This is a genomic window from Sphingobacterium sp., assembly GCF_039596235.1.
Lineage (GTDB): Bacteria > Bacteroidota > Bacteroidia > Sphingobacteriales > Sphingobacteriaceae > Sphingobacterium.
In genome coordinates this window covers 621,951-644,995 of record NZ_JBCNKE010000001.1, presented here as the reverse complement: position 1 = coordinate 644,995, position 23,045 = coordinate 621,951, and the positions used below count along the sequence as shown (strand labels likewise).

Here is a 23,045-nt window from a genome sequence, read left to right as displayed (position 1 = left end):
CTTTTTAATAAAGAAAATCCGCAAAGTATCATGAAATTTTTAGGCATTATACCTGCCCGATATGCTTCAAGCAGATTTCCGGGCAAACCATTGGTCGATATTGAAGGCAAGACTATGATCCGACGGGTATATGAGCAAGTTAAGAAATCAAAAAAATTGACCGAGGTAATTGTTGCTACCGATGACCAACGGATAGCTGCAGAAGTACTGTCCTTTGGTGGTAATGTAGTGATGACATCCAATACTCATCAATCCGGTACGGACCGTTGCGCCGAAGTTATTGCACATGACCATCGGTATGACGTCGTCATCAACATTCAAGGGGATGAACCTTTTATCAATCCTGAACAGATAGATCTTCTGGCCTCTTGTTTTGAAAATCCACGCACAAACATTGCAACCCTCGTGAAAGAAATTGAGACTGCAGCGGAATTGTTCAATCAGCATATTCCCAAAGTTGTCCGAAACACTTTTGGTGAAGCCATCTATTTCAGTAGACAGACAATTCCCTTTTTAAGAGGGATTGATCAGGAACAATGGCTGACGAAACAGACCTTCTACAAACATATTGGTATTTATGCCTATCAAGCAGAAACGTTAAGATCCTTGACAAAGTTACCGGTATCTAGTCTCGAAGAAGCTGAAGCACTCGAGCAGCTGCGTTGGATAGAAAATGGATATGTAATTCAAACTGCAGTGACCACACATGAAACCGTCGCAGTAGATACGAAAGGAGATCTCGACAAAATATTAAAACTATTTTTTAATAAATAGACACTTAGCGGTGTTCGGTATAATATAAAGACCGGACACCGTCCAGTAATTTCTTCTTATCTACCTCATCCAATTGCCTGAGCTGCTGTTTTGTCAATAGCAATTCATCCAACTGTAATTTAGTACTAATCCCTACCACAGCGGTTGCGACAGCAGGATTAGAAAGCACATAAGAGAGCGCTTCTGTCGCTCTGTCTTTTCCCGAATGTTTTGCTAGGCTGTCCAGATTGCGGAGTACATGTGCCACTTCTCCTGAACTATATTGAAGATAAGCTTCTACTCGTTTATTTACTAAAAGCCCTTTCGCCAGTGTCCCCCGGGCTAGGATGCCAACATTGTTCGTAAGCAACAATGCATCCATCTCTTCCTCAATCCGCCTATCCAATAGATTATACTGCATCATCACCGATGAGATCGCTGATTTGGCCAAAAATTCTTTAATAACATTGGGACGAATAGACGATAGTCCATAAGCCCGTATCTTGCCTTGTTTCTTTAATAATTCAAATGCCTCAACGATTTCATCTATTGGATCTTCAATGGTTCCGCCGTGTAATTGATAGAGATCAATATAATCGGTTTTCAATCGCGAAAGTGACCCTTCGATAGCCCTAACGATATAATCTTTTGATGCTTTCCAATCCCAGCCTGAGCCATCAGCCCGCCAGAGGTTACCTACTTTACTGGCCAGGACAATCTGCTTCCTAAACGCCTGCACGCTCTCGCCGACGACCATCTCATTTTGTCCTTTATCATAAAGATCAGCAGTATCAAAAAATGTGATTCCCTGATCGAAAGCTTTTTGGATAATATCCTTGGATTGTTTGGGCTGATTGCTTTTTAATGACATACAGCCCAAACCAATTTCCGAAACCATCAGGTCAGTATTGCCTAATTTACGTTGTTCCATTCGTATTAAAATCAAGCAATTCCACCTCAAATACCAAGGTACTATTGGCCGGAATTTCACCCGTAGCTCTTTCACCATAGGCGAGTCGGCTCGGTATAAAAAATTTATATTTAGCCCCTTTGGACATCAATGGGATACCAATTTGCCATCCTTTAATCACCTGACCCAATGACAGTTTCAATGGCTCATTGCGATCGTACGAACTGTCAAATTGCTTGCCGTTCAATAAAGTCCCGCGGTAATGTACGGTAACTTCGTCATTGGCTGTAGGTTTTGCACCTTCTGCCTGGTTTAATACGATATATTGGATTCCTTCAGCTGTCGTTTTCATTCCTGCTACTTTTGCGTTTTCAGCAAAGAATTTATCTTCTTGAGCACGACTTACAGCCTCCTTCTCAGCACGTATATCCATGATGGCTTTTTGGATAACTTCCCTTGTTTGTCCATCTTCCAATAAGGTTTTCTCATTTTTTAGTGTGGCCGTAATTGCTTTTGCAATAACATCCGCTTTTAAATAAGCTACTTCGGTAGATTTCAACGACTTTCCAATATCCATACCGAATGCATAGGATACGGAGTCCGCTTTGGTTGGCAATAGGTTGGTTGAACTCGTTTTTGTTGTCACTATCTTTTTTTTGACCGTACCGGTCTTTTTTTTCTGCTGGGCAAATGCTGCCACGCTTGTCAGAGACAATAGGGCTAATGTGATGTATTTCATGTTTTACTTAACGGTGCTTTTGCACAATTTCATCAATAATTTCCTGCGTTATATTAGGGTAATCAACTTCAACCCTTGATTTACTGTTTAGCCAGGCTTCTATAGCCAGCATATTTTTCTGTTTTAAACTTGAAATCACCGGAACCCCCATTTCTTCCAGTGATGCGGCATTTAGATGTTGCTCATACTGATTTTTCATTGGGACGACCAATAGTTTCTTTTTCAAATATAAGGCTTCTGCCGGGGTTTCAAAACCCGCACCACATAAAACTCCGGAGGATGAAGCCATACTTTCAATAAAAGCCTGATTATTGATGGGTTTAATGGTTACGTTCTTCATCTCAAAAGGCCTCGAATTATGTTTGCTAAAGACATCCCATTTTACATCCGGAAACTTCATTAAATGTTTCAACAGATGTGCATCGTCGTAGGCAGGCAAATAGACCGTATAATGTCCTTGGTCTGAAACCGTTAGATCGCGTACAGCATTCCGGATAACTGGTGGATAAATATTTTTAGCATATCTTTTAAAATGAAAACCATAAGAATACGTCGAAGGAGCATAATTCTTCATAATAAACTTACCCAACATATCACTTTCTTCAGGTTTGGGACTCGCAGGATCCAATGCCCCGATCTGATGACTCAGACCGATGCAGTCCAGATCTTTAGAATGACATGCCCAAGCTGAAATAGGTTCAAAATCGTTAATCACGAGATCGTAACCTTCAATTGGCAAGCTTTTTATCTCGTTGGTAAATTTACGAATAGTCGAACTCATAAAGGTTTTCCACAGATCTACCCCGCCCGATTTACCAAAAATAAAGCTTAAACCATGAAAACGATATTTCACTTCAAAAGGCAATGAGAGATCGGCCTGAATTCCGCTGACCAGGACATCCACTTCCCCCAAGGCTTTCAAACAGGGGACAATATCCATCGCACGGCTCAGGTGCCCGTTGCCAGTCCCCTGTACGGCATACAATATTTTCATAACGACTGTATTTATGCAGGCAAATTAATGAATTTTAACGACTATAAATATTATTTTATTGTTTAGCTATGTTAAGAAAAGATAAATTAATATAATGAATCCATCGCTTTAACCGCTTTTTTATTCGTTTTTATGTATCTTTAATATTAACAATTATTTAATAACCAATTTACTATGAAAAAGTCTCCTCTCCTTTGGATACTTTCCATTGTTATGCTACTTATATTTAATTCCTGGGGATTTTTTGCACATAAAAAAATCAATCACTATGCGGTTTTTGCGTTGCCAGCGAAGTTAGCCAATTTTTATAAGGCCAATATTGATCTTATTACCGAGAAAGCGGTTGACCCTGATAAGCGTTGTTTTATCGACAGCACCGAGGGCCCGCGGCACTTTATTGATATTGATGATTATCGCGAAGATCGACAGATCGATTCAATACCCGTACATTGGTCACAAGCAAAGGAGAAATTTCAGGAACGCCAACTACTTAAAAACGGAATTATCCCCTGGCAAATCAATTTTACCTATCTAAAACTTGTGAAAGCGTTTCAATCTAAAGACTACAATAAAATTATCAAACACTCCGCAGATTTGGGCCATTATATAGCTGATGCACATGTCCCCTTACATACGACTAAAAATTATAACGGACAACTGACAGATCAGATCGGCATTCACGCTTTCTGGGAGAGCCGACTACCCGAAATGTTTGCCGGCAAGTATAACCTGCTTGTGGGAAAAGCCATTTATATTAAAGATCCCCTAACTGAAGCATGGACTATTGTCCGCGAAAGCAATCAACTTGTCGATTCTGTGCTCAGCATCGAATCATTCCTTAATAAAAAATTTAAAGCCTCTCAAAAAAACTCATTTATCGAACGGAATAACCAATTACTATGGACCTATTCCGATAATTATGCAAAAGCCTATCACCATGCATTGAATGGAATGGTAGAACAGAGAATGCGTAAAACAATTCTTCGAGTGGCCTCCTACTGGTACTCTGCCTGGCTCGAAGCTGGCCAGCCTAACGTTGCCCATAATGCCAAAATCCACCTTGAAAATAAACAGGATAGTATCGCTACACAGGGTAAAAAACCTATTGGGCGTGAGGAATGGATGTAAATCAGCCGGACTACATACTATATTAATACCGGACTATTTACTTTCTGAATCAAGTGAACTAGTTTTGCGACGTAAAACCTATGAAAACTTTAGCGTGATTTTTATAACAGCGAAATCATGAAAAAGGACTGCGATCGACAAAAGGTAGTAAGGGGCATCAGGTCTCTTTAAAGCCGGGTCCGTTTGTGAGTAAATAGGATAATTAATGAAATTATGTTAAACAAAAAAATAGCGCTAACAAAGCTTGCCATTATGCTGACTGTGAGTGCCTCCTATGCACAAGTGAGGGACACCACAGCATTAAATGAAGTCGTTATCAATCAGAACAGGCTCCAGATCCCATTTTCTAAGCAAAGTAAAAATATACATATACTTACACAGGAGGATATTCAACGCTTGCCAAACCGTTCGATCAATGAACTGTTGACAAATATACCTGGTGTAGATGTACGTCAAAGAGGCCCCTTTGGTTCACAGGCTGATGTCAGTATAGATGGCGGTTCGTTTGAACAAACTGCGATCCTTTTAAATGGTGTTAAAATTATGGATCCACAGACCGCGCACCATAACATGAATTTCCCCGTACCGGTGGAAGCTATTGAACGCATCGAAATAATCAGAGGTCCGGCATCACGTATCTTTGGCATCAATGCACTAACTGGTGCTATCAATATCGTTACAAAAAAAATCGAATCCAACCAGATTAGTACCCAGGTCTATGGCGGCTCCTCATTTAAAGATAATGAGCAGACAAATTCTGGCAAATATTATGGTAAAGGAGCCCAATTGGGCGCACAATTCAGCACTGGAGTGGCGAGCCATGGAATCTATTTCGGGCATGAAGATTCCAATGGCCAGCGCTACAATACTGCCTCCAATAACAACAAACTGTATTACGACGCGACTTATCAACCCAATGCGTCCAATCAAATAAAAGCAAACTTCGGCTATATTAACAATCAATTTGGTGCCAACGGATATTATGCTGCCCCAACGGACAAAGAGGCCTATGAACAGGTTAAAACAGCATTCTCGTCCCTGCAGTCGAAACATCAGTTGAGCAAGGACTTTTCCATCAGCCCCCGACTCAGCAACCGATATAATGAAGATGAATATTGGTATTTGGGAAGACAGAGCAGTAAAGGACGGTCAAAACATTATAGCAATGTTTTTGGGGCCGAAGTAAACGCCGCTTTAGAGCAGCACTATGGAACTTTTGGCCTCGGATTGGAAAGCCGGTTCGAGCGGATCAACAGTACTGCCATTGGATCCCACAATCGTGAAAACTACGGCGGTTATTTCGAGTTCAAGACCGAAGCAATTGCCAGACTAATGATCAATGCGGGAGCCTATGTAAATTATAACTCAAAATTTGGCTGGCAGGTATTTCCGGGACTTGACTTGGGCTATAATCTGACAGAACAGCTAAAATTTGTTTTGAGTGCCGGATCCGCCCAACGTATCCCATCCTTTACTGACCTTTATACCAAACAAACAGCCAATATCGGGAATCCAGAATTGACTTCAGAGAATGCTTATCAGATTGAAGGTGGAATCAAATACCTTTCCGACCGAATCGTTGCCCAGGCAAGCTATTTCCACCGAAATATAAATGATTTTATAGATTGGCAAAAGACAGACGCTCCAGCGGCCGAAGGAACTGTTATACCCTGGAAACCTTCAAATATTGGAAAAAATACAGTTGATGGCGTTAATGGATCTTTTCGTTATCAGCTCAGCGACCCAATGGCCAGCACACGCTATTACACCACATTAAGTTATAACTATCTAAATCCGAAAATCAGGGTTGAAGATGGAATCCGATCCAAATATGCCATTGAAAATTTAAGGCATCAGGTTATTCTCAATTTTACGGTGAGCCATAAAAACTGGATGCTGACAACAGCCAACCGCTTCAACGAACGCATCAGTTACAAGAATTATTTTATCGCAGATGTAAGAGCTTCGTATCAGCTTAATGAGCTCAATATTTTCGCCGATATGCAGAACATTTTTGATAAGAGCTATATCGAAGCTGCAGCCGTTCCTATGCCCGGAAGATGGTTAAGCCTAGGTGCAAAATATAAATTCACTTACTAGAAGTTAAGGCGGCAAAGATCCCCCTCTTCCCTAAGGCGAACAACTGTCTCCTCTGCATAAAAATACCCCATCATTGATAATCAATGATGGGGTATTGGATATATTATCCACGTGACATCTAAAACAAACAAGTTTAATATCTCGACAAGTAATTTGGACTGCTTGCGCTATTTTTTCGGAAGTACAGATAAAATACCTCCAATCAGATGTTTTTGAAACGCCGGCTCATCGTATGACTCTTCTGTGTGCCCCAATCCAGTATAAAACACCTTTCCACCATCATAATTTTGACTCCATGAGATGGGGTGATGATCCCCCATTTTTCCCCCGTTATAACTTTTCTCATCCAAATTCATCAATACATGTAGACCATCTTTGACGTCTTTAAAGTTATACCATTCATCCTTATGCAGCCATGTAGGCTCAAGATGTTTGGTAGCCGCATGTTTCCGATCGAGAACATCTATCTTCGCTTGCTGTACAGCTGGATGAGATGTAAAATATGCCCCCACCAAACCGTTGTACCAAGGCCAGTCAAATTCGGTATCCGTGGCTGCATGAATCCCTACAAAACCTTTGCCCGACTGAATATAACGCATAAATGCATCTTGCTGGTTGCTATCTAAAATATCTCCGGTGGTGCTTAAAAAGATAATCGCATCGTACTTTTTCAAACCTTGGTCCGTAAATAGGGCCGCATCTTCCGAATGGTCTGAACTGATCTTTTCCTTATCTAACAGTTGTTTAAGAACCTGAGCCCCCTTTTCGATACTACCGTGCCTAAAGCCCTTTGTTTTACTAAAAATCAGCACCTGTTTTTGGGCATTGGCGGTCAATGTTACCGTAAAAAGAAAAAATAGAAAAATGAAGAGTTTTCTCATGATATAAATGGTTATAATTAGAATTTAGTTTAGGTTATCCCCACAAGTTTAATTCACAGCACTTTTTTATGTATTAAAAACGTAGAGCATCATCAAAAAAGCTGTGCACTCTCCCTGTACACAGCTTTCCCAATCTTCTAGCCGCTGATTAGTTCACGGTAGAAATCAAGGCTTTCGATAATATCGTCCTCAGAAACAAAAATATCATACTGACAGCTACCTATTTTATCAAGGAGCGCAAAGCCGATCTGATTGGATAAGTTTTTCTTATCGTTACGCATCAGATCCAGCAAAGTTGTATCTATAGCTGAACTAAAGGCATAATCCGCAAAGTATCTTCTGAACGTGGCAATTAGATCATTCAATTCATCCAGTGAAAGGCCATTCAATTTATAAGAAAGATAACCTTCACAAATCATCCCAATGGCAATAGCTTCGCCGTGTAATAAGGGATTGCGATCATTCAACAACGAATAGCCCTCAATGGCATGACCGATTGTATGTCCAAAATTCAGAATCTTGCGAAGTCCTTTTTCTTTGGGATCATCCAGGACCACTTTATTCTTTATAGAAACGGAATGTTTAACCAGCGTATTATCGACCTGCGTTATATTCAGTATTTTCACACGCTCATAATATGCCCGGTCAAAGATCAGCCCGTGTTTGATAACTTCTGCAAATCCGGACACCAATTGTCTCTGATCCAATGTTTTTAGAAACTGGCTTGAGATAAACACAGCCTGAGGTTGAGCAAATGTTCCGATTATATTTTTCACACTTCCCATATCGATTCCGGTCTTTCCGCCGACAGAAGCATCTACTTGCGAAAGCAAGGTTGTCGGAATCTGGATAAAGTCCATGCCACGTTTAAAAGTAGATGCCGCGAAACCGCCCATATCAGTGACAACACCTCCGCCGAGATTAATCAGCAGCGAATGTCGGTCAGCACCAAAATCAAGCATATTCTGCCAGACACCTATACAGAAATCTATATTTTTATTCTCTTCACCCGGATCTACTTCTATGACATCATAGTTGGATAAATTAGGTAGGGCCTGTTGAAACAAAGGCAAACAATTGTCTAAAGTATTGCTGTCTACCAAAACAATGATTTTTGAATAATTACGTTCAGCTAAAAACGTCTCCAAAGAGGCCAACGTATCATCAAAATATACCTGATAGCCCAAACTTTCTATGACTTCCATTCTACGATTCTTTAAGGTTTAAGTTTTCTATTTACCAATATTGTTTAATATTACACCAATTTTACTTCCATCCCATCAAATTCCACAACATCTCCAGGCTTCAATTTCAGTCTTTTCCGATAATCAATCTGACCGTTATGCTTCACATAACCTTCAGCAACAACCCACTGAGCCATAGCACCATGGTCTACCCAATTTAAAGCTTTAAGTAACTGGATAAGCTGTATATATTCCCCTTCAATTTTAAATTCTTGCATTTCACAAAAATAGTGCTTTAACCGAGGAATACAAGAATAATCATCGTTTTAATGCTTACTAAATTGCTACATTTGCCTTATTGCAAATAAAGATTATGATTGAGAATTCTGAGCCCAGAACATTGTCCTTTGATAATACAGAGATCGCTTTTAAAAGTAAAAGCGATAAGGATTTAGAAAGAGCGTATTGGTTATTCAAAATAATAGCGAATAACTTTTTGACAAAAGTAGGTCCATCCATGACCAACTTTGCGCTGAATATCGGATTACCGATCCAGGGTATAATCCGTAGTACGATCTTCAAACATTTTTGTGGGGGAGAAACCATTGAAGGCTGCGAAACAGCCATCAATGAATTGGGTGAAAATGGTGTTGGAACCATATTAGACTATTCGGTTGAAGGCGAAGAGACCGAAAGTGCTTTTGATGCCTGTTGCAATGAAGTACTGCGTACAGTCTCCGCAGCGAGCAAGAATAAGTATATCCCATTTTCAGTTTTTAAACCGACGGGATTAGGCCGTTTTGAATTGTTCGAGAAGGTTAATGCGAAAGAAACATTAACAGAATCAGAGCAGGCAGAATACCAACGCATGCTTGACCGTACCGACCGCATCTGTAAAGCTTGTCATGAAGCGGGTGTAAAGGTATTGGTCGATGCCGAACATTCATGGATCCAGGATGCTATCGATGACATCGCGCGTGAGATGATGGAGAAATACAATATGGAAAAACCTATTGTGTATAATACCTACCAATTATACCGTAGCGACAAGTTGGCTTCTTTGAAAGCTGATTTTGAATATGCCAAAGTCAGAGGATTCCATATGGGGGCGAAAATAGTACGTGGAGCCTATATGGAGATCGAACGTGCACGTGCTGCGCAAATGGGATATGCAGATCCGATCCAACCAAATAAAGCGGCTTCTGATAGAGATTACAATGAAGCCATTGAATTTATATTGGATCACCTGGACAGCTTCGGACTGATGGCGGGTACGCATAATGAAGACAGTAGCATGTTATTGGCAGAGGAAATAGACAGACGTGGTATCGACAGATCAACAGATCGTATCTATTTTGCACAACTGCTGGGAATGTCAGACAATTTAAGTTTTAATCTGGCAGCTCATGGCTACAATGTCGCTAAATATATGCCTTATGGTCCGGTTAAAGCAGTAATGCCTTACCTATTTAGAAGAGCACAGGAAAATACCTCCGTTGCAGGAGCCACTGGTCGTGAACTAGGGCTGTTGATCAAGGAAAAACAAAGAAGAAAAGCTAGTCGTCGATAACGACTAGCTTTTCTTTTTCATTTCAACGTTCCATCAAACATCGCATTCCGACACCCCCGTCTTTTCTTCAGATCTGGGTTCCGCTTGTCTCATGCCTGCTCCCTCCATTCACTTTGAGATAATATAAGCTTCAAAAAATAAACTTATGCCTACTTCTGGATATGCGAACGAGCTAATTACAAATTGATTCCCAATTATTGAAACAATTATTTATGTTTGCAAACTTTTCCCCTGAAATAAAGTTCATAGGAAAAGGCTGTTCTCACGGAACAAAAAGTATATATATTTGAAATGGAAGAAAAACTTAGATTATTTGATCTTGCCCGTCAGCAAGTCAGCAAATATCCCGATCTCAACATGTTTGCGCATAAACTGGATGGCAAGTGGAACTATATCAAAACGGCTGATTTTCTTGAAAAGGTAGACAGTCTTTCCAAAGGGCTACTAGAGCTCGGTGTAAAGCCCAACGAAAAGGTAGGTCTTATTGCCGGCAGCAGTATGGAATGGCACATGATAGATTTTGCCATTCAACAGATCGGTGCAATTGTTGTCGCGATCTATCCCAATATTACTGACGCCGATTACCAGTATATTTTTAATGATGCTGAAATCAGAGTCTGTATTGTCAGTAATAAAGGACTATATGACCGTCTGATGAATCTGACAGAATCTATCTACAGCTTAAAATATATCTTCTGTATTTCGGAACAGGAAGGCACCAGAAGCTGGGATGAGCTGAACAACCTCGGCGTCAACTGTCCGGATGAAACATTAACCCAATTACGTGAGCAGATCCAGCCGGAAGATCTGGCCACATTAATTTATACCTCCGGCACCACCGGTAAGCCAAAGGGCGTTATGCTCTCCCATAACAATATTTTTTCAAATGTATTAGGCGCTGCAGAGATTACCCCATGTAAAGCTTATGACCGGGGACTCACTTTTCTTCCCCCCTGTCATGCTTATGAGCGAATGGTGCTGTATACCTACATGTACCTAGGCTTTACCATACATATTGCAGAGTCTTTTGATAAAATTGGCGATAACCTAAAAGAGGTAAAACCACATATCATGACCGTTGTTCCCCGTATTCTTGAGAAAGTGTATGAGAAGATCATGAAAACAGGTCATGAACTTTCCGGTGTCAAAAGAAAAGTATTTGATTGGGCCGTAAGCGTAGCTGAGGAATATGATCCCAATCCTGCCAAGCGAAGTTTCGCCTATAATATGAAGCTCAAACTTGCCAAACAGCTTGTACTCAATAAATGGTATGAAGCTTTGGGAGGCGAACTGTTGACCGTAGCCTCGGGTTCGGCCTCACTTCATAATAGACTGACACGCGCTTTTTTAGCGGCTGGAATCCCGTTATATGAAGGCTATGGCATGACTGAGGCCTCACCTTTGATCTCGGTCAACCATTACATCAAGGGAATACGCATAGGTACCGTTGGTCTTCCCGTTCGCTTTGTGGAAATCAAACTCGCCGACGACGGCGAGATATTGGTCAAAGGACCCAACGTCATGATGGGCTATTACAAGAATAAAGCGGAGACCGACAAAACGATTATTGACGGCTGGCTACATACCGGCGACATCGGTAAATGGGAAGATGAAAAATTCCTAAAAATCATCGACCGAAAAAAAGAAATGTTCAAGATTTCAGGCGGCAAGTATGTTATCCCCCAACCTATCGAGACGAAACTTGTGGAATCCAAATTTATTGAGCAGGCTATGGTCATCGGTGACGGAATGAAATTTGCGTCCGCATTTATTGTCCCTAATTATTCCCATCTATTGGATTGGGCTAAAAGCGATGCCCCAGAGCTGGCAGATATGAGCAAAGAGGACTTCTTGACCAGTCCGCCAATTATCAAAAAAGTAAACCAGGAAGTACGTCGTGCCAATCAACATTTTGGTAATTGGGAACAGATTAAGAAGCCTATTATTTTAAAAGATGAATTCACAATTGAAAATGGTGAGCTGACGCCGACACTGAAAATGAAACGTAAAGTCATTCTCGAACACCATCAGGAAGAATTCAATAATTTATATCAGATGGAGACCGATTAATCGCATCATCCTATTTGAGTATATCTCGCAAATTATTTATAACAAGTATCACATGAAATTATTAAAGGATAGAATCCTTAATGACGGTAAAAGTCTCGCTGGAGGCATACTGAAAGTAGACAGCTTTATCAATCATCAGATGGATCCTGTATTAATGAAGTCTATTGCTGTAGAATTTGTACGTCGTTTTGCCGATCTACCCATCAACAAGATCATTACGGTTGAAGCGAGCGGCATTGCGCCAGCTATCATGCTTGGTTACCTTCTAGAGCTGCCTGTTGTTTTTGTTAAAAAAGCCAAACCCAAGACCATGGGCGACATGTATATGAGTGAAGTGCATTCTTTTACCAAAAATCGGACTTATGATATCTGTGTGAGCAAAGAATTTCTCGCTGCAGATGACAAGGTACTCTTTATAGACGATTTTTTGGCGAATGGAAATGCCGCATTCGGTATATTGGACCTCATCCAGCAATCTGGCGCAGCAGTACTGGGTATGGGTTTTATTATTGAAAAATCCTTTCAGGAAGGTGGCAACAGACTGCGCGAATTACCCCATATCAGGATAGAATCTTTAGCACGGATAAAATCGTTGGAAGTTGGCAAAGTCAGTTTCGAAGAAAATTAACAGCATAAATTAAAAGCCTCAATTCCATAAAGAATGAGGCTTTTAAACTTAAACAACAAGATAAATTATATTTTAATCCCAGCGGTAGTCATCATAAAAATCTTCGGGATGTCTACTGATCGGCACATCTTTCACCACACGGATGTTAGCTGCTCCCAGGTTCACGTTTAGCATGAAAGAAGGTACACTAGCCGAAAAACTCCAGCGTCCATTTCTCATATAAACATATCCATTGCGATAAGGGTCATAAAATGTTTTATAGTCTCTGAAATAAACGTGATGTCTATTATCGTATCGGTGCGCTCTCGCCCAGGCTGGCGGGCCATGTCTGTATTGTTTGCGATAACGCTTGGCTACCTTTTCATAATATTTCCGATCTTCCTTATCTCTTTTTTCCCAGTATTTCCGTTCTTCCCGATCCCTTTTTTCCTCGTATTTCCAGTACTCTTTATCATGCTTCCATTCGCGATCATGTCCGCGATGTTGAGCTGAAGACTCTTTTGGGGAGAGTAAGGTAAGTCCCCCAATTGCCAATGCGAAGTATATTATCTTTTTCATAACCCCATCATTTAAATTATAAATCAAATACGTTTATGCTAATTTTTATAAACGTTCTTATCGGTATGACATCCGTGTTTGAACAAAGGTTTAATCCATCATCGTAAATTTAATTTGTTCGGCCATTAGGCACTTCATTCCAGCCAATTTAACGTATCTTTGCAGCATGTCCAATACAGGTTATATTACTGAAGATACAATAGTCGCATTGGCGACATCGGCTGGTACGAATGGTGCAATTGCTGTTATTCGTGTGTCAGGTCAACAGGCCATTACAATCACCAATGACATTTTCAAAGGAAAGGACCTACTCCAGCAGGCCTCACATACCATCCATTTTGGAACCATTCGCGATGGCGAGGAGATTATCGATGAAGTGCTTGTCTCCCTTTTTGTCGCGCCCAATTCGTACACGAAAGAAAATTCCGTAGAAATTTCCACACACAATTCCAAATATATTATTGAGCGTGTCATCAACTTGCTTATCAAACAAGGAGCTCGGGCTGCGCGCCCTGGTGAATTTACACTTCGTGCGTTCCTCAATGGTGGAATGGATCTTTCACAGGCCGAAGCAGTAGCAGACTTAATCGCTTCCAATTCGGCTGCCTCCCATCAAATCGCGATGCAGCAGATGCGCGGCGGATTTTCCAATCAACTTAAATCCCTCCGTGAGGACTTGATCCACTTTGCCTCACTAATTGAACTTGAACTGGATTTCTCGGAGGAAGATGTAGAATTTGCGAATAGAGACCAGCTCAAAAATCTAATCAATAAAATAAAAGTAATCGTACAAAAACTAATTCAATCCTTTGAACAGGGAAATGTATTAAAAAATGGTGTTCCTGTGGTTATTGCCGGAAAACCAAATGTCGGTAAATCAACTTTGTTGAATGCTTTCCTGAACGAGGAACGTGCCATTGTCTCAGATATCGCCGGAACAACGCGTGATACCATTGAAGATGAAATTAATATACATGGGGTAACCTTCAGGTTTATCGATACCGCAGGAATTCGGGAGACCGCAGATATTATTGAGGCCAAAGGCGTTGAACGTACACGCGAAAAAATGAAACAGGCGAGGTTGATTATTTATCTTTTTGATCCAATGCAGGATAAAATAGATGACGTCCAGTCGCAGTTGTCCGAAATTCAGAACCTGCAAATTCCATTTTTGACTATTATCAATAAAAGTGACTTATTATCTGATGAACAAAAGGCAGCATATGCAGCACTTAATCCGCTTTATATCTCAGCAAAAGAGCAGATAGGAGTCGAAGAATTAAAAGAGGAACTGATCAACAGAGTACAGCTTGGCAACCTGAACACAGATGATGTTATGGTCACCAATATCCGACATGTTGAGGCATTACAGAAGACATCCGATTCACTGGAGCGTGTATTATTTGGTATTGACAATCCCGTTACTTCGGATTTCTTGGCAATGGATATCCGTCAGGCCTTATATCATCTTGGTGAGATCACTGGAACAGTGTCCACAGATGATTTATTGGACAATATCTTCTCCAAATTCTGCATTGGTAAGTAAATATCATAATTTTTTGCAGCCCAGACAAGGTGTAGAATGTTTCCTTTTATATACAAAAAGGAAACATTCGTGACTGCTTTGACTATTTGTGCTATCAATAGCTTGTGCAAGCATTTTGTCACGCTGTAACGCTATCTCATAAGGACACCTAATATGCTGTATTCCAGCAAAGCACAATAACCCGCCAAGTTTCTTAAGTTCCTTTTCTTTAATAATATTTGTGTGTATCTGATAGATTCCCATGCGGTATCGGTATAGATTATCCTCACCGCAGCTGTTGGAATAAGGTATCGGCTTCAAATATGAAATAAGGCAAAAAATACAGGCAAATAGGATCAGCAGCGCAAATATAATTTTCAATAATTTCATATTAGGGCGTCTTTTGTAAAGAATAAGGCTTCCAGCGTATCAATACTACGAAAACAATCAATATCAATTGAAATACAATGATCAAAAGCGCGAATAGTTGTGTTTGAAAAGCCTGCTCCGAAATACGCCTTTCATTGATACGTTTCAGATCTATCTGATTTTTGATCATTTGTTTTTCGCAGGAATCAATATCAGTCCGTTGATCCACCTGCCATTTTTGCTCACTTGCCAACTGATCATTCTTATTGGACGGAATGTCCAAAGAGCTCGTCAGACCAAGGATGAGCCATCCACAGATGATAATAGTCATCGTTGCTAAACCAATAACAATGCTTTTCTTTATCATAAAACGGTACCTCCCATGATTTCGATCTATACTACCATTGTTTTCATTGTCCATAATCATTCCCCATTGCTATAAGCCAGGCTACTTGGAGGATATGCACACCAGTTTCGTCCCCTACTGCTTTTACTTGCATAACTCTCCAATATCTTCGGACATTGATATCCGCTTAGAACTCACTGTTTTCTGCTACGGGATCCCTTCTTCCTTGAAAAAGATCGTATTTGTCTGACCCAAAAATAGATCAGCCAACTAGAAAAACCGATATGGGCTATGGTCTGAAAAGCAAACCGAATCGGTCTTTTAGCCCAACTTATCCTTGTATAGCCCCCTCCGGTTCTGCTAAATCTCAACTTATATTCGCCTTTTCTCAGTCCCTCAATAGCCATACAGACCGACGTTCCCGCTAGTCCCAATAGAAATATCAGCATACCTACTTGCAATACATTATATGCTAAATTAAATACCTTTTCAAAAGGGTCTTTCCCTGAACCTTTTGCCGATATAACCTTAAGTCCAAAATATACCAACATCAACAAGACGCCAGCAATTAAACTGACAATGCCAATGCATAGTATGGCCATAAATATTTCCGCTATGATATGCATTTATCTGAGATTATTTAAAACATTCTGTCATATGATCTGTAAATAGCTAACAAACATTTGCCATCTGATTATTTTTCAACGAAAGACTTTTTCCAATATATGCTTGGATAAGCTTAATCTCAGATGAACCAAGCTAAATCAAAGATATCAAGTAATTTTAGCTTGTCGCTAGACGAATCTTAAGTGAATCCCAACGAATCATAATTCTCTGCTACGAAGACGCTATCTCGCTATTTCTACATGTATCAAATTAATGTGCAACATATGGTCAGCTATTGCGACATACACCTAACAGCGCAGACATACGATGTCTGTGGATATAAAATAAAAAAATGCGAACTCAACGGAACCCCTGCACGATCATGCTTAGCCATTCGACAAAAAGATCAATTTTGCTGACATTCATAAGCCTATTACTGAGTTTATCAGCGCCTGCGCTGCTAGCCCAACAGGCTCCGAAAAGTGAATTTACATTAGCAGGAAAGATAGCGAGCAAAGAAATTTCCACGCTGGAAATTCACTTATTCAATACGGAGAGCCGACTCGTCAAGACCGAATTCCCCAATCAGCAGGGTGAATTCCATTTTGACGCAGTTGCCAAAGGAGCCTATTACATCAAAGTTCGTCGCGGGCAAGCAGATCTCTATAATTCCGAAGTAATCCAGGTAACGCAGCAGGATATCTCCTTGCCGGAAATACAGATCAACGAACAACGGCTGGAAACTGTCGTGATCAACAGGTCACGCCCCTATATTGAACGACATGACGGCAAATTGATTTTAAATGTGGAAAGTAGCCTTCAAAATACGGGGGGATCGGCGCTGGAAGTACTTGAAAAAGCTCCCGGTGTTACCGTAGACGGGAATAACAACATTATTCTGCGGGGGAAAAGCAATATTCTTGTCCAGATTGATGGAAAAAACTCACCACTTACCGGTGAGGAGCTCGCCAATTACCTGCGCGGACTCCCTGCATCGGCCATCGATAAAATCGAACTCATCACCAACCCCTCTGCGAAATACGATGCTGCCGGAACAGCCATTATCAATATAAAGCTGAAAAAAGGGACAAATAAAGGCACTAATGGCAGCTTCTCTACCGCAGTAGGTGCTGCGAGATACCTTAAAAATAACAACAGTTTTAATATCAACCATCGTAACGATAAGCTCAACCTCTTTGCCAACTATGATTTTGCTTACCGAAAGGTATATAATGAACTTACGCTCGATCGAAGATTTTACAAGGACGGTCAGTTAGAGAAAACATTCATTCAGGATAATTTCTTTACGTTCAGCTCCCGCAACCACAACGGTAAAATTGGCTTCGATTACAACCTGACGGACAAAAACCTGATAGGTGCAGCAGTCAGCTTCACAAGCAATGTGTTTAAACCACTCGGAGATAGCAAAACAACACTGTTGGCTCCTGATCAGCAAGCGATCAACCATACCGCTACACTAAGCCAGACGGTCAATACCACAAAAAACATCTCCGCAAACCTCAACCATAAATACCTGATGGATACCCTCGGTTCCGAACTGAGCACAGATTTCGACTTCATTCGCTATACCAGCGCCTCAAATCAAAGTTTTGATACCAAAACCAGCGACAATAGCGGTGCCCCCATAGGTATACCCTATATCTTAAAGGGCAAGACTGACGGTGATTTAAACATCTTTGCATTAAAGAGCGACTGGATCAAGATCCTTCCTAAAAGCCTCAAACTGGAGGCCGGCTTTAAAACGAGCTATGTTAAATCAGATAACGATATTAAGTTTTATGACCATAGTACATCACCGGCAGTACCTGACAGCAATAAGTCCAACCATTATATCTACCAGGAGTACATCCATGCCGCCTATGGAAATGTTTCGAAAAAATGGGATAAGCTGAAAACTGTACTGGGCCTGCGCATAGAGCACACCAATGTTACCGGAACACAGCTAACCACCGACCAAATTAATAAGCGGACCTACACGCAGTTATTTCCAAGTATCGTTTTTTCTTATGAGTTGACGGCAGATCATAATCTCGAAGTTAACCTCAGCCGTCGTATCAACCGTCCCAATTACCAGCAGCTCAATCCCTTTAAGTACTATATCAATGCGACGACATACCGCGTTGGCAATCCCGATCTAAATGCGCAGACATCACAAAACTACGAGTTGACCTATAGTTTCAAAGGTAAATACATAGCAACCTTGAGTTATAGCAAAATAAGCGACAACATCACGACTGTCATCAAGCCCATTCTCGAAAATGGAGAAAATATCACTGTCCAGACCGAAGAAAACCTGAAATCAGCCGCCTACTATTCACTCAACCTGATCCTGCCGCTCAAGCCGACCAATTGGTGGGATATAAACAACAACGCCAACTTCTATTATGGCTCCTATACAGGCAATGTTTCAGGAACGCAGATTAACAATATCGGTAATTTTACCGTCGATATAAATAGCATCCATACCCTTAAACTGGGTAAAAATTTCGTCGCCGAACTGGCAGCCAGCTATAAAGCGGCAGAGGTGTATGCCTTTGCCCGTATTTCCCCTTATTGGAATCTCAATATCGGATTGCAAAAGAAATTTAAGGAAAAGAACAGCCTGAAACTCGCCCTTACCGATGCGTTCAACAGCAATAATAGAAAGGGGCTGACTGCCTATAATAATTACGAGGAAAATTTCAAGAGCAGAAGAGAGCCCCGCATCCTGACCTTGTCCTATAGCTATAATTTTGGATCCAGTAAATCAGGTCAGTCACGTAAAACGGGGGCTGCTGAAGATCTCAAACAAAGGGCCCAATAGCTTAAGCAAAGCCCAGAACGACAAACTTCTGGGCTACTATTTATCTTCTAGCAACGGCCGTGGGTCAAAGACTACCTTTATCTTCAGGATCAGCTCGTTTTCTACCTGATACCAGCCTGCACTAAAGATTTCCTTTCCGCCCATATCGATATGATAGAAGATGGCGACGTGATTGCCGTTTGTCATCACCTCTTTAATATTGTATTTAAACTTCATCTTCTTCATATCCGCAATATAATGCTCTGCAGTATGCCTGCTTCCCAGTACCCCTTCAAAGACCATGTCCTTATCCAGTAATTCATATGCAGCCGTAAAATCTTCTTTGTTCAGACTTTCCAGAAAACTGAGCACAATGTATTTTGCTGATTTCATCTTTTTGCGTTTTAATGGTTATTTATACGATTTCCTAATTTGATTGCTGTCCTGCTGAATGCTTAACAGCAATTCAGCACATCCAAATCTACTTTAGTTAAAAGAACAACAAAATGGCCTAAGCGTTTGATCGTTTTTGATTTTTTTCATTTATACTACGTTTAACTTTTCATCAAAACCCGGCCTTTTTCGCAAAGCTGACCTTTCCCATGCCGCACAATCGACTTTTAAAAAGAACTTGCCCAGGTCAGAATTTTATTTAAATTTGTCTTGAACAGAACAATTATATAACCTTTTAATAGATCCTAACCCATTAAGACATGTCTGCAAATAAAGCATTATCCGATTTAACCATCGAGGAGTTAAACAAAAAGAAAAAAAAATCCACAGCAGTCATGCTATCTTTTGGTATTGTAATGTGTGTCGCCATTGTGGTTTTGGTCTATCTGGCATTTAAAACCAAGAAATATGCACTTTCGGGTATTCCTGCCTCCTTATTTTGCCTATTTATCCCGATCTATGTGAATTACGCGCAGATCAATCAGGAGATTAAATCCCGGCAGTCCAGCAAGGGTTAATTTTAGGCAATATCTCCATTATCAAGTAGCGAAAGAGTCCTTTTGAAAACATTGCCGTCGCATAAGGGCATTTAATGATCATTTTATCATAAACGGTCGCACGTCCATAAAATGGCTGTCTTCGAGTGGATCCTGCAACAACACCCAACGACAGCATGCGAACGCCAGAGCGGTCAGCAATATGAGCCCGACCAAAAGGCAGCCGACTTACCTTCGGACATCAAAATGGTCTTCCTGAATACAGGACTGATTTAAGGCCTTTCAACCCGGGTCTTAAATCATTTGCAGACCAATAAATAAGCAGAGACAGCACCCAGCCTACTGCAAATTAAAGTATAGCGAACATTTTTTTATCTGTATCACACGACAACACCTTATTTATGTTAATTTAGCGGATTAATATTCACTAGCAGATTAAATAAAATTATGAAGTATATCCGAAGATATTGGAACATACTTACGAATATCGGTACGCGTCCGGATATTTCCTATGTCAATCTCAAAAGGATACAGATGGTCAATCTGATTGCCATACTTTGTTTATTGCCCACACTTTGCTTTTTTGTGCTTAATATCATGGACAAACGTTACCTGTTATCCACGATCAACTTATCTAACGCAATCTGTTCTATTTCGGTTCTTTTCCTGCAGTATGATGGGAAACATAATTTTGCAAAGGCCATGTTATTGGTCAGCAATTTTATCTTTTTTTTTCTGGGAGCCATATTATTTAAAAATGGAGGCGAGTACTTTCTCTTGTGTGCGCTGATTGCTTCGATGTTGCTTTATGACGATCGTCGCATCCATATTGTTTTCTGTCTTGCCACTGCTTGCTCCATCGCACTGCTCTATTTCCTTCCACCGCTTATTCCCGTGACCCAACGTGTGCCCCGGATGAGGCTGATCTTCAATATCAGCAATGCGCTTGCCTTCATTGTTATTGCTGTCAATTCTTTCCTACAGATTATTTACAACAATATGGAGAAGATCGAGGAACAGCGTCGTAAATTGGAATCGATGAACCGCGATAAGGAAAAAATATTCTCCATCGTTGCCCATGATATCAAAAGCCCCTTGGCCAGTTTAGAAGCGTTGGTCCTGCTGCTGCGTGACCAGATTCTCGACAATACGATATCCAGGGAATATATCCAACAGCTTTATCAGCAGATTGTTCTTCAAAACCAGGCGCTGGACGACTTTTTGCAATGGGGCACAAGCAGTATGCGTGGAGTTACCAGTCCTGCTGTATTGGTCCCGATCAAACCATTGATACAGGAGATCATAACCTTGTTTGCCGATCAGATCCAGGCCAAACAACTCCGGATAGAGATTGACATCCCCGAAGGCACACATATTTTTGCCAACAGGGACCACGCGTCCATTATCTTCCGCAACCTGATCAGCAACGCCATCAAATTTAGCTATGTCGCCGGAAAGATAAGTATCTATTGCAGTGAGAAGGAAAGCCATACCCACATCCATATCCAGGACGAGGGGGTGGGAATTAATCCCTCCAAATCCGCAATGTTATTTAATGTGGCCCAGCATAAATCATTCGGTACGAAAGCCGAACCCGGATCGGGTCTAGGGCTTGTCCTCTGCAAAGATCTGATCGAACGTAACAAAGGTATGGTCGATATCCAGAGTATACCCCATAAAGGCTCAATTTTTAGCGTTGGTTTGCCATCATTTCCCGCAAGAAATCAGCCTGCAAAAAAAGAAGCACAGACCGTAAGTTAAAACCAGTCTGTGCCCCTAGGTCTATGCGATGTTCGCCTTATTTTATGATCGCTTTTCCGTTTAAGCAAGGTATTCCTTGCTTTTATCGGCTAAAAGCCAAAGGTGACCAGCAGCGCCTTGTGATCTGTAGGCCATACTCCCTTTGGAAGCAGAAATTCATCTTTGCTATCTTTGTCCTGCTTTTTGGCATATTTTACTGTTTCTTCAGGGCCTACAATCGTCATCGCCTTCACTTTTAGTGCTGGTTTGCTGCGATAGTAGATATAGTCTATTCTGTCGCGATCATCCGCTGTCGGCGCCCAGGCCAGCTTATCAAGAGGAACATCCTTATTGAATGCCGGGTAAGTAAAACCCGGATGACTTACAGGGTCCGGATACATCAGACGGAAACTATCGATAAATCCTGCCTTTTCCAGCAGCACCGAACAGTCCCAGGGCACAACAGCGCCCCGATGATCGAACAGATCCTTGGTCGCTATCGTCCAGTCCAGGTGCGAAGGCTCGTTAAAATCACCCGCGATAATAAAGGACTGGGATTGCTCCTCCCCATCTACATCGCGTATAATATCGCGTATTGCTTCATCCCTTTTGCTTTTGCGATTGGCTTCCACAATGGCTGATACCGCGGTGATCGGGTTCTCTAATTTCTTCCAGGTCACGCCATCATATCCACGGGGTAAATAGCAGGCATAATTGGTATAATCCAGGTGTAAAGAATAGAAGACAAAATTGCGGTTACCGACTTTGATCTTGCTCTTCAGCACACCTCCCATTCCGCTGTCTCTGTCGTAAAGTGCGCGCTGTTCTCCTACCGGAAATTTGGAGATCAGCCCAACATCCAGTTTTTCATCACTTGACTTACCAAAATAGCTTGCACCTCTGGATTTTAACGCCGCCAATACACGCTGAATATAGTCTGTTCCCTTATAATTTCGCACCTCACTGAAAAGCACAATGTCCGCATTTTTATCAATGATTTCATCCGCGATAGCCGCAAAACCATTGGGCACAACCGTCCCTTCCTGCCAGATATTCATCTGCAGAACTTTAAGTTCAGTTTTCCCTTTCGCAGACAGCATCTGTGCGATGCTGAGCAGCAGCAACAGTAGGATAAATTTTCCTAGTTTCATCTTTATGGTATGTCTTAACTCATCAATTTAGGATACCTGC

22 protein-coding genes are annotated in these 23,045 nt (G+C 41.1%); 11 read left to right on the top strand and 11 right to left on the bottom strand.

Features of this window, described 5'->3' with window-relative positions; genetic code table 11:
• Positions 1–30: 30 nt before the first annotated feature.
• On the top strand, positions 31–774 hold the full coding sequence (kdsB, locus tag ABDW32_RS02700) for a 3-deoxy-manno-octulosonate cytidylyltransferase (RefSeq protein WP_343559087.1): 744 nt from the start codon (positions 31–33) through the stop codon (positions 772–774).
• Positions 775–778: 4 nt separating this feature from the next.
• Here kdsB and ABDW32_RS02695 read toward each other — a convergent pair whose 3' ends face one another.
• From ABDW32_RS02695 to ABDW32_RS02685, 3 genes are read right to left on the bottom strand one after another with little or no spacing between them, the layout of a single operon-like run.
• Positions 779–1,684, bottom strand: coding sequence for an aldo/keto reductase (locus tag ABDW32_RS02695; RefSeq protein ID WP_343559086.1), 906 nt, complete (start codon positions 1,682–1,684; stop codon positions 779–781).
• Positions 1,671–2,402, bottom strand: a complete 732-nt coding sequence (locus ABDW32_RS02690; protein ID WP_343559085.1) for an FKBP-type peptidyl-prolyl cis-trans isomerase — start codon at positions 2,400–2,402, stop codon at positions 1,671–1,673. The genes ABDW32_RS02695 and ABDW32_RS02690 overlap by 14 nt, the downstream gene beginning before the upstream one ends.
• A gap of 7 nt (positions 2,403–2,409) precedes the next feature.
• Positions 2,410–3,396 (bottom strand): glycosyltransferase family protein, encoded by a 987-nt coding sequence (locus ABDW32_RS02685; RefSeq protein ID WP_343559084.1) that lies wholly within the window; start codon positions 3,394–3,396, stop codon positions 2,410–2,412.
• A 174-nt stretch (positions 3,397–3,570) separates the two neighbouring features.
• Here ABDW32_RS02685 and ABDW32_RS02680 point away from each other — a divergent pair, with 174 nt between their 5' ends.
• Complete coding sequence (locus ABDW32_RS02680; protein ID WP_343559082.1) at positions 3,571–4,524, top strand: zinc dependent phospholipase C family protein; 954 nt, start codon at positions 3,571–3,573, stop codon at positions 4,522–4,524.
• A 213-nt stretch (positions 4,525–4,737) separates the two neighbouring features.
• Positions 4,738–6,624, top strand: a complete 1,887-nt coding sequence (locus tag ABDW32_RS02675; RefSeq protein WP_343559081.1) for a TonB-dependent receptor — start codon at positions 4,738–4,740, stop codon at positions 6,622–6,624.
• A 167-nt stretch (positions 6,625–6,791) separates the two neighbouring features.
• On the opposite strand, the gene ABDW32_RS02670 is transcribed toward ABDW32_RS02675, so the two are convergent.
• The 3 genes from ABDW32_RS02670 to ABDW32_RS02660 form a co-directional block, all read right to left on the bottom strand.
• On the bottom strand, positions 6,792–7,505 hold the full coding sequence (locus ABDW32_RS02670) for a ThuA domain-containing protein (protein WP_343559080.1): 714 nt from the start codon (positions 7,503–7,505) through the stop codon (positions 6,792–6,794).
• 137 nt (positions 7,506–7,642) lie between these two features.
• Positions 7,643–8,710, bottom strand: a complete 1,068-nt coding sequence (gene aroB, locus ABDW32_RS02665) for a 3-dehydroquinate synthase (RefSeq protein ID WP_343559078.1) — start codon at positions 8,708–8,710, stop codon at positions 7,643–7,645.
• Between the two features lie 50 nt (positions 8,711–8,760).
• On the bottom strand, positions 8,761–8,967 hold the full coding sequence (locus tag ABDW32_RS02660) for an RNA-binding S4 domain-containing protein (RefSeq protein WP_343559077.1): 207 nt from the start codon (positions 8,965–8,967) through the stop codon (positions 8,761–8,763).
• Positions 8,968–9,062: 95 nt separating this feature from the next.
• Between ABDW32_RS02660 and ABDW32_RS02655 the strand changes: the two genes are divergently transcribed.
• The 3 genes from ABDW32_RS02655 to xpt all read left to right on the top strand — a co-directional run bounded on the left by ABDW32_RS02655 (position 9,063) and on the right by xpt (position 12,957).
• A complete protein-coding gene (locus ABDW32_RS02655) occupies positions 9,063–10,259 on the top strand; it encodes a proline dehydrogenase family protein (protein WP_343559076.1) in 1,197 nt (398 codons plus the stop codon).
• Between the two features lie 291 nt (positions 10,260–10,550).
• Complete coding sequence (locus ABDW32_RS02650; RefSeq protein WP_343559075.1) at positions 10,551–12,329, top strand: long-chain fatty acid--CoA ligase; 1,779 nt, start codon at positions 10,551–10,553, stop codon at positions 12,327–12,329.
• A 52-nt stretch (positions 12,330–12,381) separates the two neighbouring features.
• Entirely contained in the window at positions 12,382–12,957 is a 576-nt protein-coding gene (gene xpt, locus ABDW32_RS02645) for a xanthine phosphoribosyltransferase (protein WP_343559073.1), read from the top strand.
• Between the two features lie 72 nt (positions 12,958–13,029).
• Here xpt and ABDW32_RS02640 read toward each other — a convergent pair whose 3' ends face one another.
• On the bottom strand, positions 13,030–13,515 hold the full coding sequence (locus tag ABDW32_RS02640; protein WP_343559071.1) for a hypothetical protein: 486 nt from the start codon (positions 13,513–13,515) through the stop codon (positions 13,030–13,032).
• Positions 13,516–13,681: 166 nt separating this feature from the next.
• Here ABDW32_RS02640 and mnmE point away from each other — a divergent pair, with 166 nt between their 5' ends.
• Complete coding sequence (mnmE, locus tag ABDW32_RS02635) at positions 13,682–15,061, top strand: tRNA uridine-5-carboxymethylaminomethyl(34) synthesis GTPase MnmE (RefSeq protein ID WP_343559070.1); 1,380 nt, start codon at positions 13,682–13,684, stop codon at positions 15,059–15,061.
• 370 nt (positions 15,062–15,431) lie between these two features.
• Here mnmE and ABDW32_RS02630 read toward each other — a convergent pair whose 3' ends face one another.
• Both ABDW32_RS02630 and ABDW32_RS02625 read right to left on the bottom strand, forming a co-directional pair.
• Entirely contained in the window at positions 15,432–15,836 is a 405-nt protein-coding gene (locus ABDW32_RS02630; protein ID WP_343559069.1) for a hypothetical protein, read from the bottom strand.
• Positions 15,837–15,949: 113 nt separating this feature from the next.
• Positions 15,950–16,381: a hypothetical protein gene (locus ABDW32_RS02625; protein ID WP_343559067.1), complete on the bottom strand. Its 432-nt coding sequence runs from the start codon at positions 16,379–16,381 to the stop codon at positions 15,950–15,952.
• A gap of 392 nt (positions 16,382–16,773) precedes the next feature.
• Between ABDW32_RS02625 and ABDW32_RS02620 the strand changes: the two genes are divergently transcribed.
• Complete coding sequence (locus ABDW32_RS02620; RefSeq protein WP_343559065.1) at positions 16,774–19,185, top strand: TonB-dependent receptor; 2,412 nt, start codon at positions 16,774–16,776, stop codon at positions 19,183–19,185.
• A gap of 36 nt (positions 19,186–19,221) precedes the next feature.
• Here ABDW32_RS02620 and ABDW32_RS02615 read toward each other — a convergent pair whose 3' ends face one another.
• Positions 19,222–19,557, bottom strand: coding sequence for a nuclear transport factor 2 family protein (locus ABDW32_RS02615; protein ID WP_343559063.1), 336 nt, complete (start codon positions 19,555–19,557; stop codon positions 19,222–19,224).
• Between the two features lie 320 nt (positions 19,558–19,877).
• On the opposite strand from ABDW32_RS02615, the gene ABDW32_RS02610 reads away from it, so the two are divergent.
• The 3 genes from ABDW32_RS02610 to ABDW32_RS02600 all read left to right on the top strand — a co-directional run bounded on the left by ABDW32_RS02610 (position 19,878) and on the right by ABDW32_RS02600 (position 21,875).
• Positions 19,878–20,135: a hypothetical protein gene (locus ABDW32_RS02610; RefSeq protein WP_343559061.1), complete on the top strand. Its 258-nt coding sequence runs from the start codon at positions 19,878–19,880 to the stop codon at positions 20,133–20,135.
• A 111-nt stretch (positions 20,136–20,246) separates the two neighbouring features.
• Entirely contained in the window at positions 20,247–20,390 is a 144-nt protein-coding gene (locus ABDW32_RS02605) for a hypothetical protein (RefSeq protein WP_343559059.1), read from the top strand.
• Positions 20,391–20,561: 171 nt separating this feature from the next.
• Positions 20,562–21,875, top strand: a complete 1,314-nt coding sequence (locus ABDW32_RS02600; protein WP_343559058.1) for a HAMP domain-containing sensor histidine kinase — start codon at positions 20,562–20,564, stop codon at positions 21,873–21,875.
• Between the two features lie 89 nt (positions 21,876–21,964).
• Here the strand turns inward: ABDW32_RS02600 and ABDW32_RS02595 are convergent, their stop codons facing one another.
• Positions 21,965–23,005 carry an endonuclease/exonuclease/phosphatase family protein gene (locus tag ABDW32_RS02595; protein ID WP_343559057.1) on the bottom strand — a complete coding sequence of 347 codons (1,041 nt, stop codon included), beginning with the start codon at positions 23,003–23,005 and terminating at the stop codon, positions 21,965–21,967.
• Positions 23,006–23,045 lie beyond the last annotated feature (40 nt).

What these genes read in the sequence shown, in the direction of transcription:
- ABDW32_RS02605 (WP_343559059.1), top strand. Translation starts at nt 20,247, where the DNA reads ATGGCTGTCTTCGAGTGGATCCTGCAACAACACCCAACGACAGCATGC.
- mnmE (WP_343559070.1), top strand. Translation starts at nt 13,682, where the DNA reads ATGTCCAATACAGGTTATATTACTGAAGATACAATAGTCGCATTGGCG.
- ABDW32_RS02615 (WP_343559063.1), bottom strand. Translation starts at nt 19,557, where the DNA reads ATGAAATCAGCAAAATACATTGTGCTCAGTTTTCTGGAAAGTCTGAAC.
- ABDW32_RS02685 (WP_343559084.1), bottom strand. Translation starts at nt 3,396, where the DNA reads ATGAAAATATTGTATGCCGTACAGGGGACTGGCAACGGGCACCTGAGC.
- ABDW32_RS02600 (WP_343559058.1), top strand. Translation starts at nt 20,562, where the DNA reads ATGAAGTATATCCGAAGATATTGGAACATACTTACGAATATCGGTACG.
- ABDW32_RS02695 (WP_343559086.1), bottom strand. Translation starts at nt 1,684, where the DNA reads ATGGAACAACGTAAATTAGGCAATACTGACCTGATGGTTTCGGAAATT.
- ABDW32_RS02690 (WP_343559085.1), bottom strand. Translation starts at nt 2,402, where the DNA reads ATGAAATACATCACATTAGCCCTATTGTCTCTGACAAGCGTGGCAGCA.
- ABDW32_RS02660 (WP_343559077.1), bottom strand. Translation starts at nt 8,967, where the DNA reads ATGCAAGAATTTAAAATTGAAGGGGAATATATACAGCTTATCCAGTTA.
- ABDW32_RS02625 (WP_343559067.1), bottom strand. Translation starts at nt 16,381, where the DNA reads ATGCATATCATAGCGGAAATATTTATGGCCATACTATGCATTGGCATT.
- kdsB (WP_343559087.1), top strand. Translation starts at nt 31, where the DNA reads ATGAAATTTTTAGGCATTATACCTGCCCGATATGCTTCAAGCAGATTT.
- ABDW32_RS02610 (WP_343559061.1), top strand. Translation starts at nt 19,878, where the DNA reads ATGTCTGCAAATAAAGCATTATCCGATTTAACCATCGAGGAGTTAAAC.
- ABDW32_RS02675 (WP_343559081.1), top strand. Translation starts at nt 4,738, where the DNA reads ATGTTAAACAAAAAAATAGCGCTAACAAAGCTTGCCATTATGCTGACT.
- ABDW32_RS02630 (WP_343559069.1), bottom strand. Translation starts at nt 15,836, where the DNA reads ATGATTATGGACAATGAAAACAATGGTAGTATAGATCGAAATCATGGG.
- ABDW32_RS02655 (WP_343559076.1), top strand. Translation starts at nt 9,063, where the DNA reads ATGATTGAGAATTCTGAGCCCAGAACATTGTCCTTTGATAATACAGAG.
- ABDW32_RS02640 (WP_343559071.1), bottom strand. Translation starts at nt 13,515, where the DNA reads ATGAAAAAGATAATATACTTCGCATTGGCAATTGGGGGACTTACCTTA.
- ABDW32_RS02670 (WP_343559080.1), bottom strand. Translation starts at nt 7,505, where the DNA reads ATGAGAAAACTCTTCATTTTTCTATTTTTTCTTTTTACGGTAACATTG.
- ABDW32_RS02650 (WP_343559075.1), top strand. Translation starts at nt 10,551, where the DNA reads ATGGAAGAAAAACTTAGATTATTTGATCTTGCCCGTCAGCAAGTCAGC.
- xpt (WP_343559073.1), top strand. Translation starts at nt 12,382, where the DNA reads ATGAAATTATTAAAGGATAGAATCCTTAATGACGGTAAAAGTCTCGCT.
- aroB (WP_343559078.1), bottom strand. Translation starts at nt 8,710, where the DNA reads ATGGAAGTCATAGAAAGTTTGGGCTATCAGGTATATTTTGATGATACG.
- ABDW32_RS02595 (WP_343559057.1), bottom strand. Translation starts at nt 23,005, where the DNA reads ATGAAACTAGGAAAATTTATCCTACTGTTGCTGCTGCTCAGCATCGCA.
- ABDW32_RS02680 (WP_343559082.1), top strand. Translation starts at nt 3,571, where the DNA reads ATGAAAAAGTCTCCTCTCCTTTGGATACTTTCCATTGTTATGCTACTT.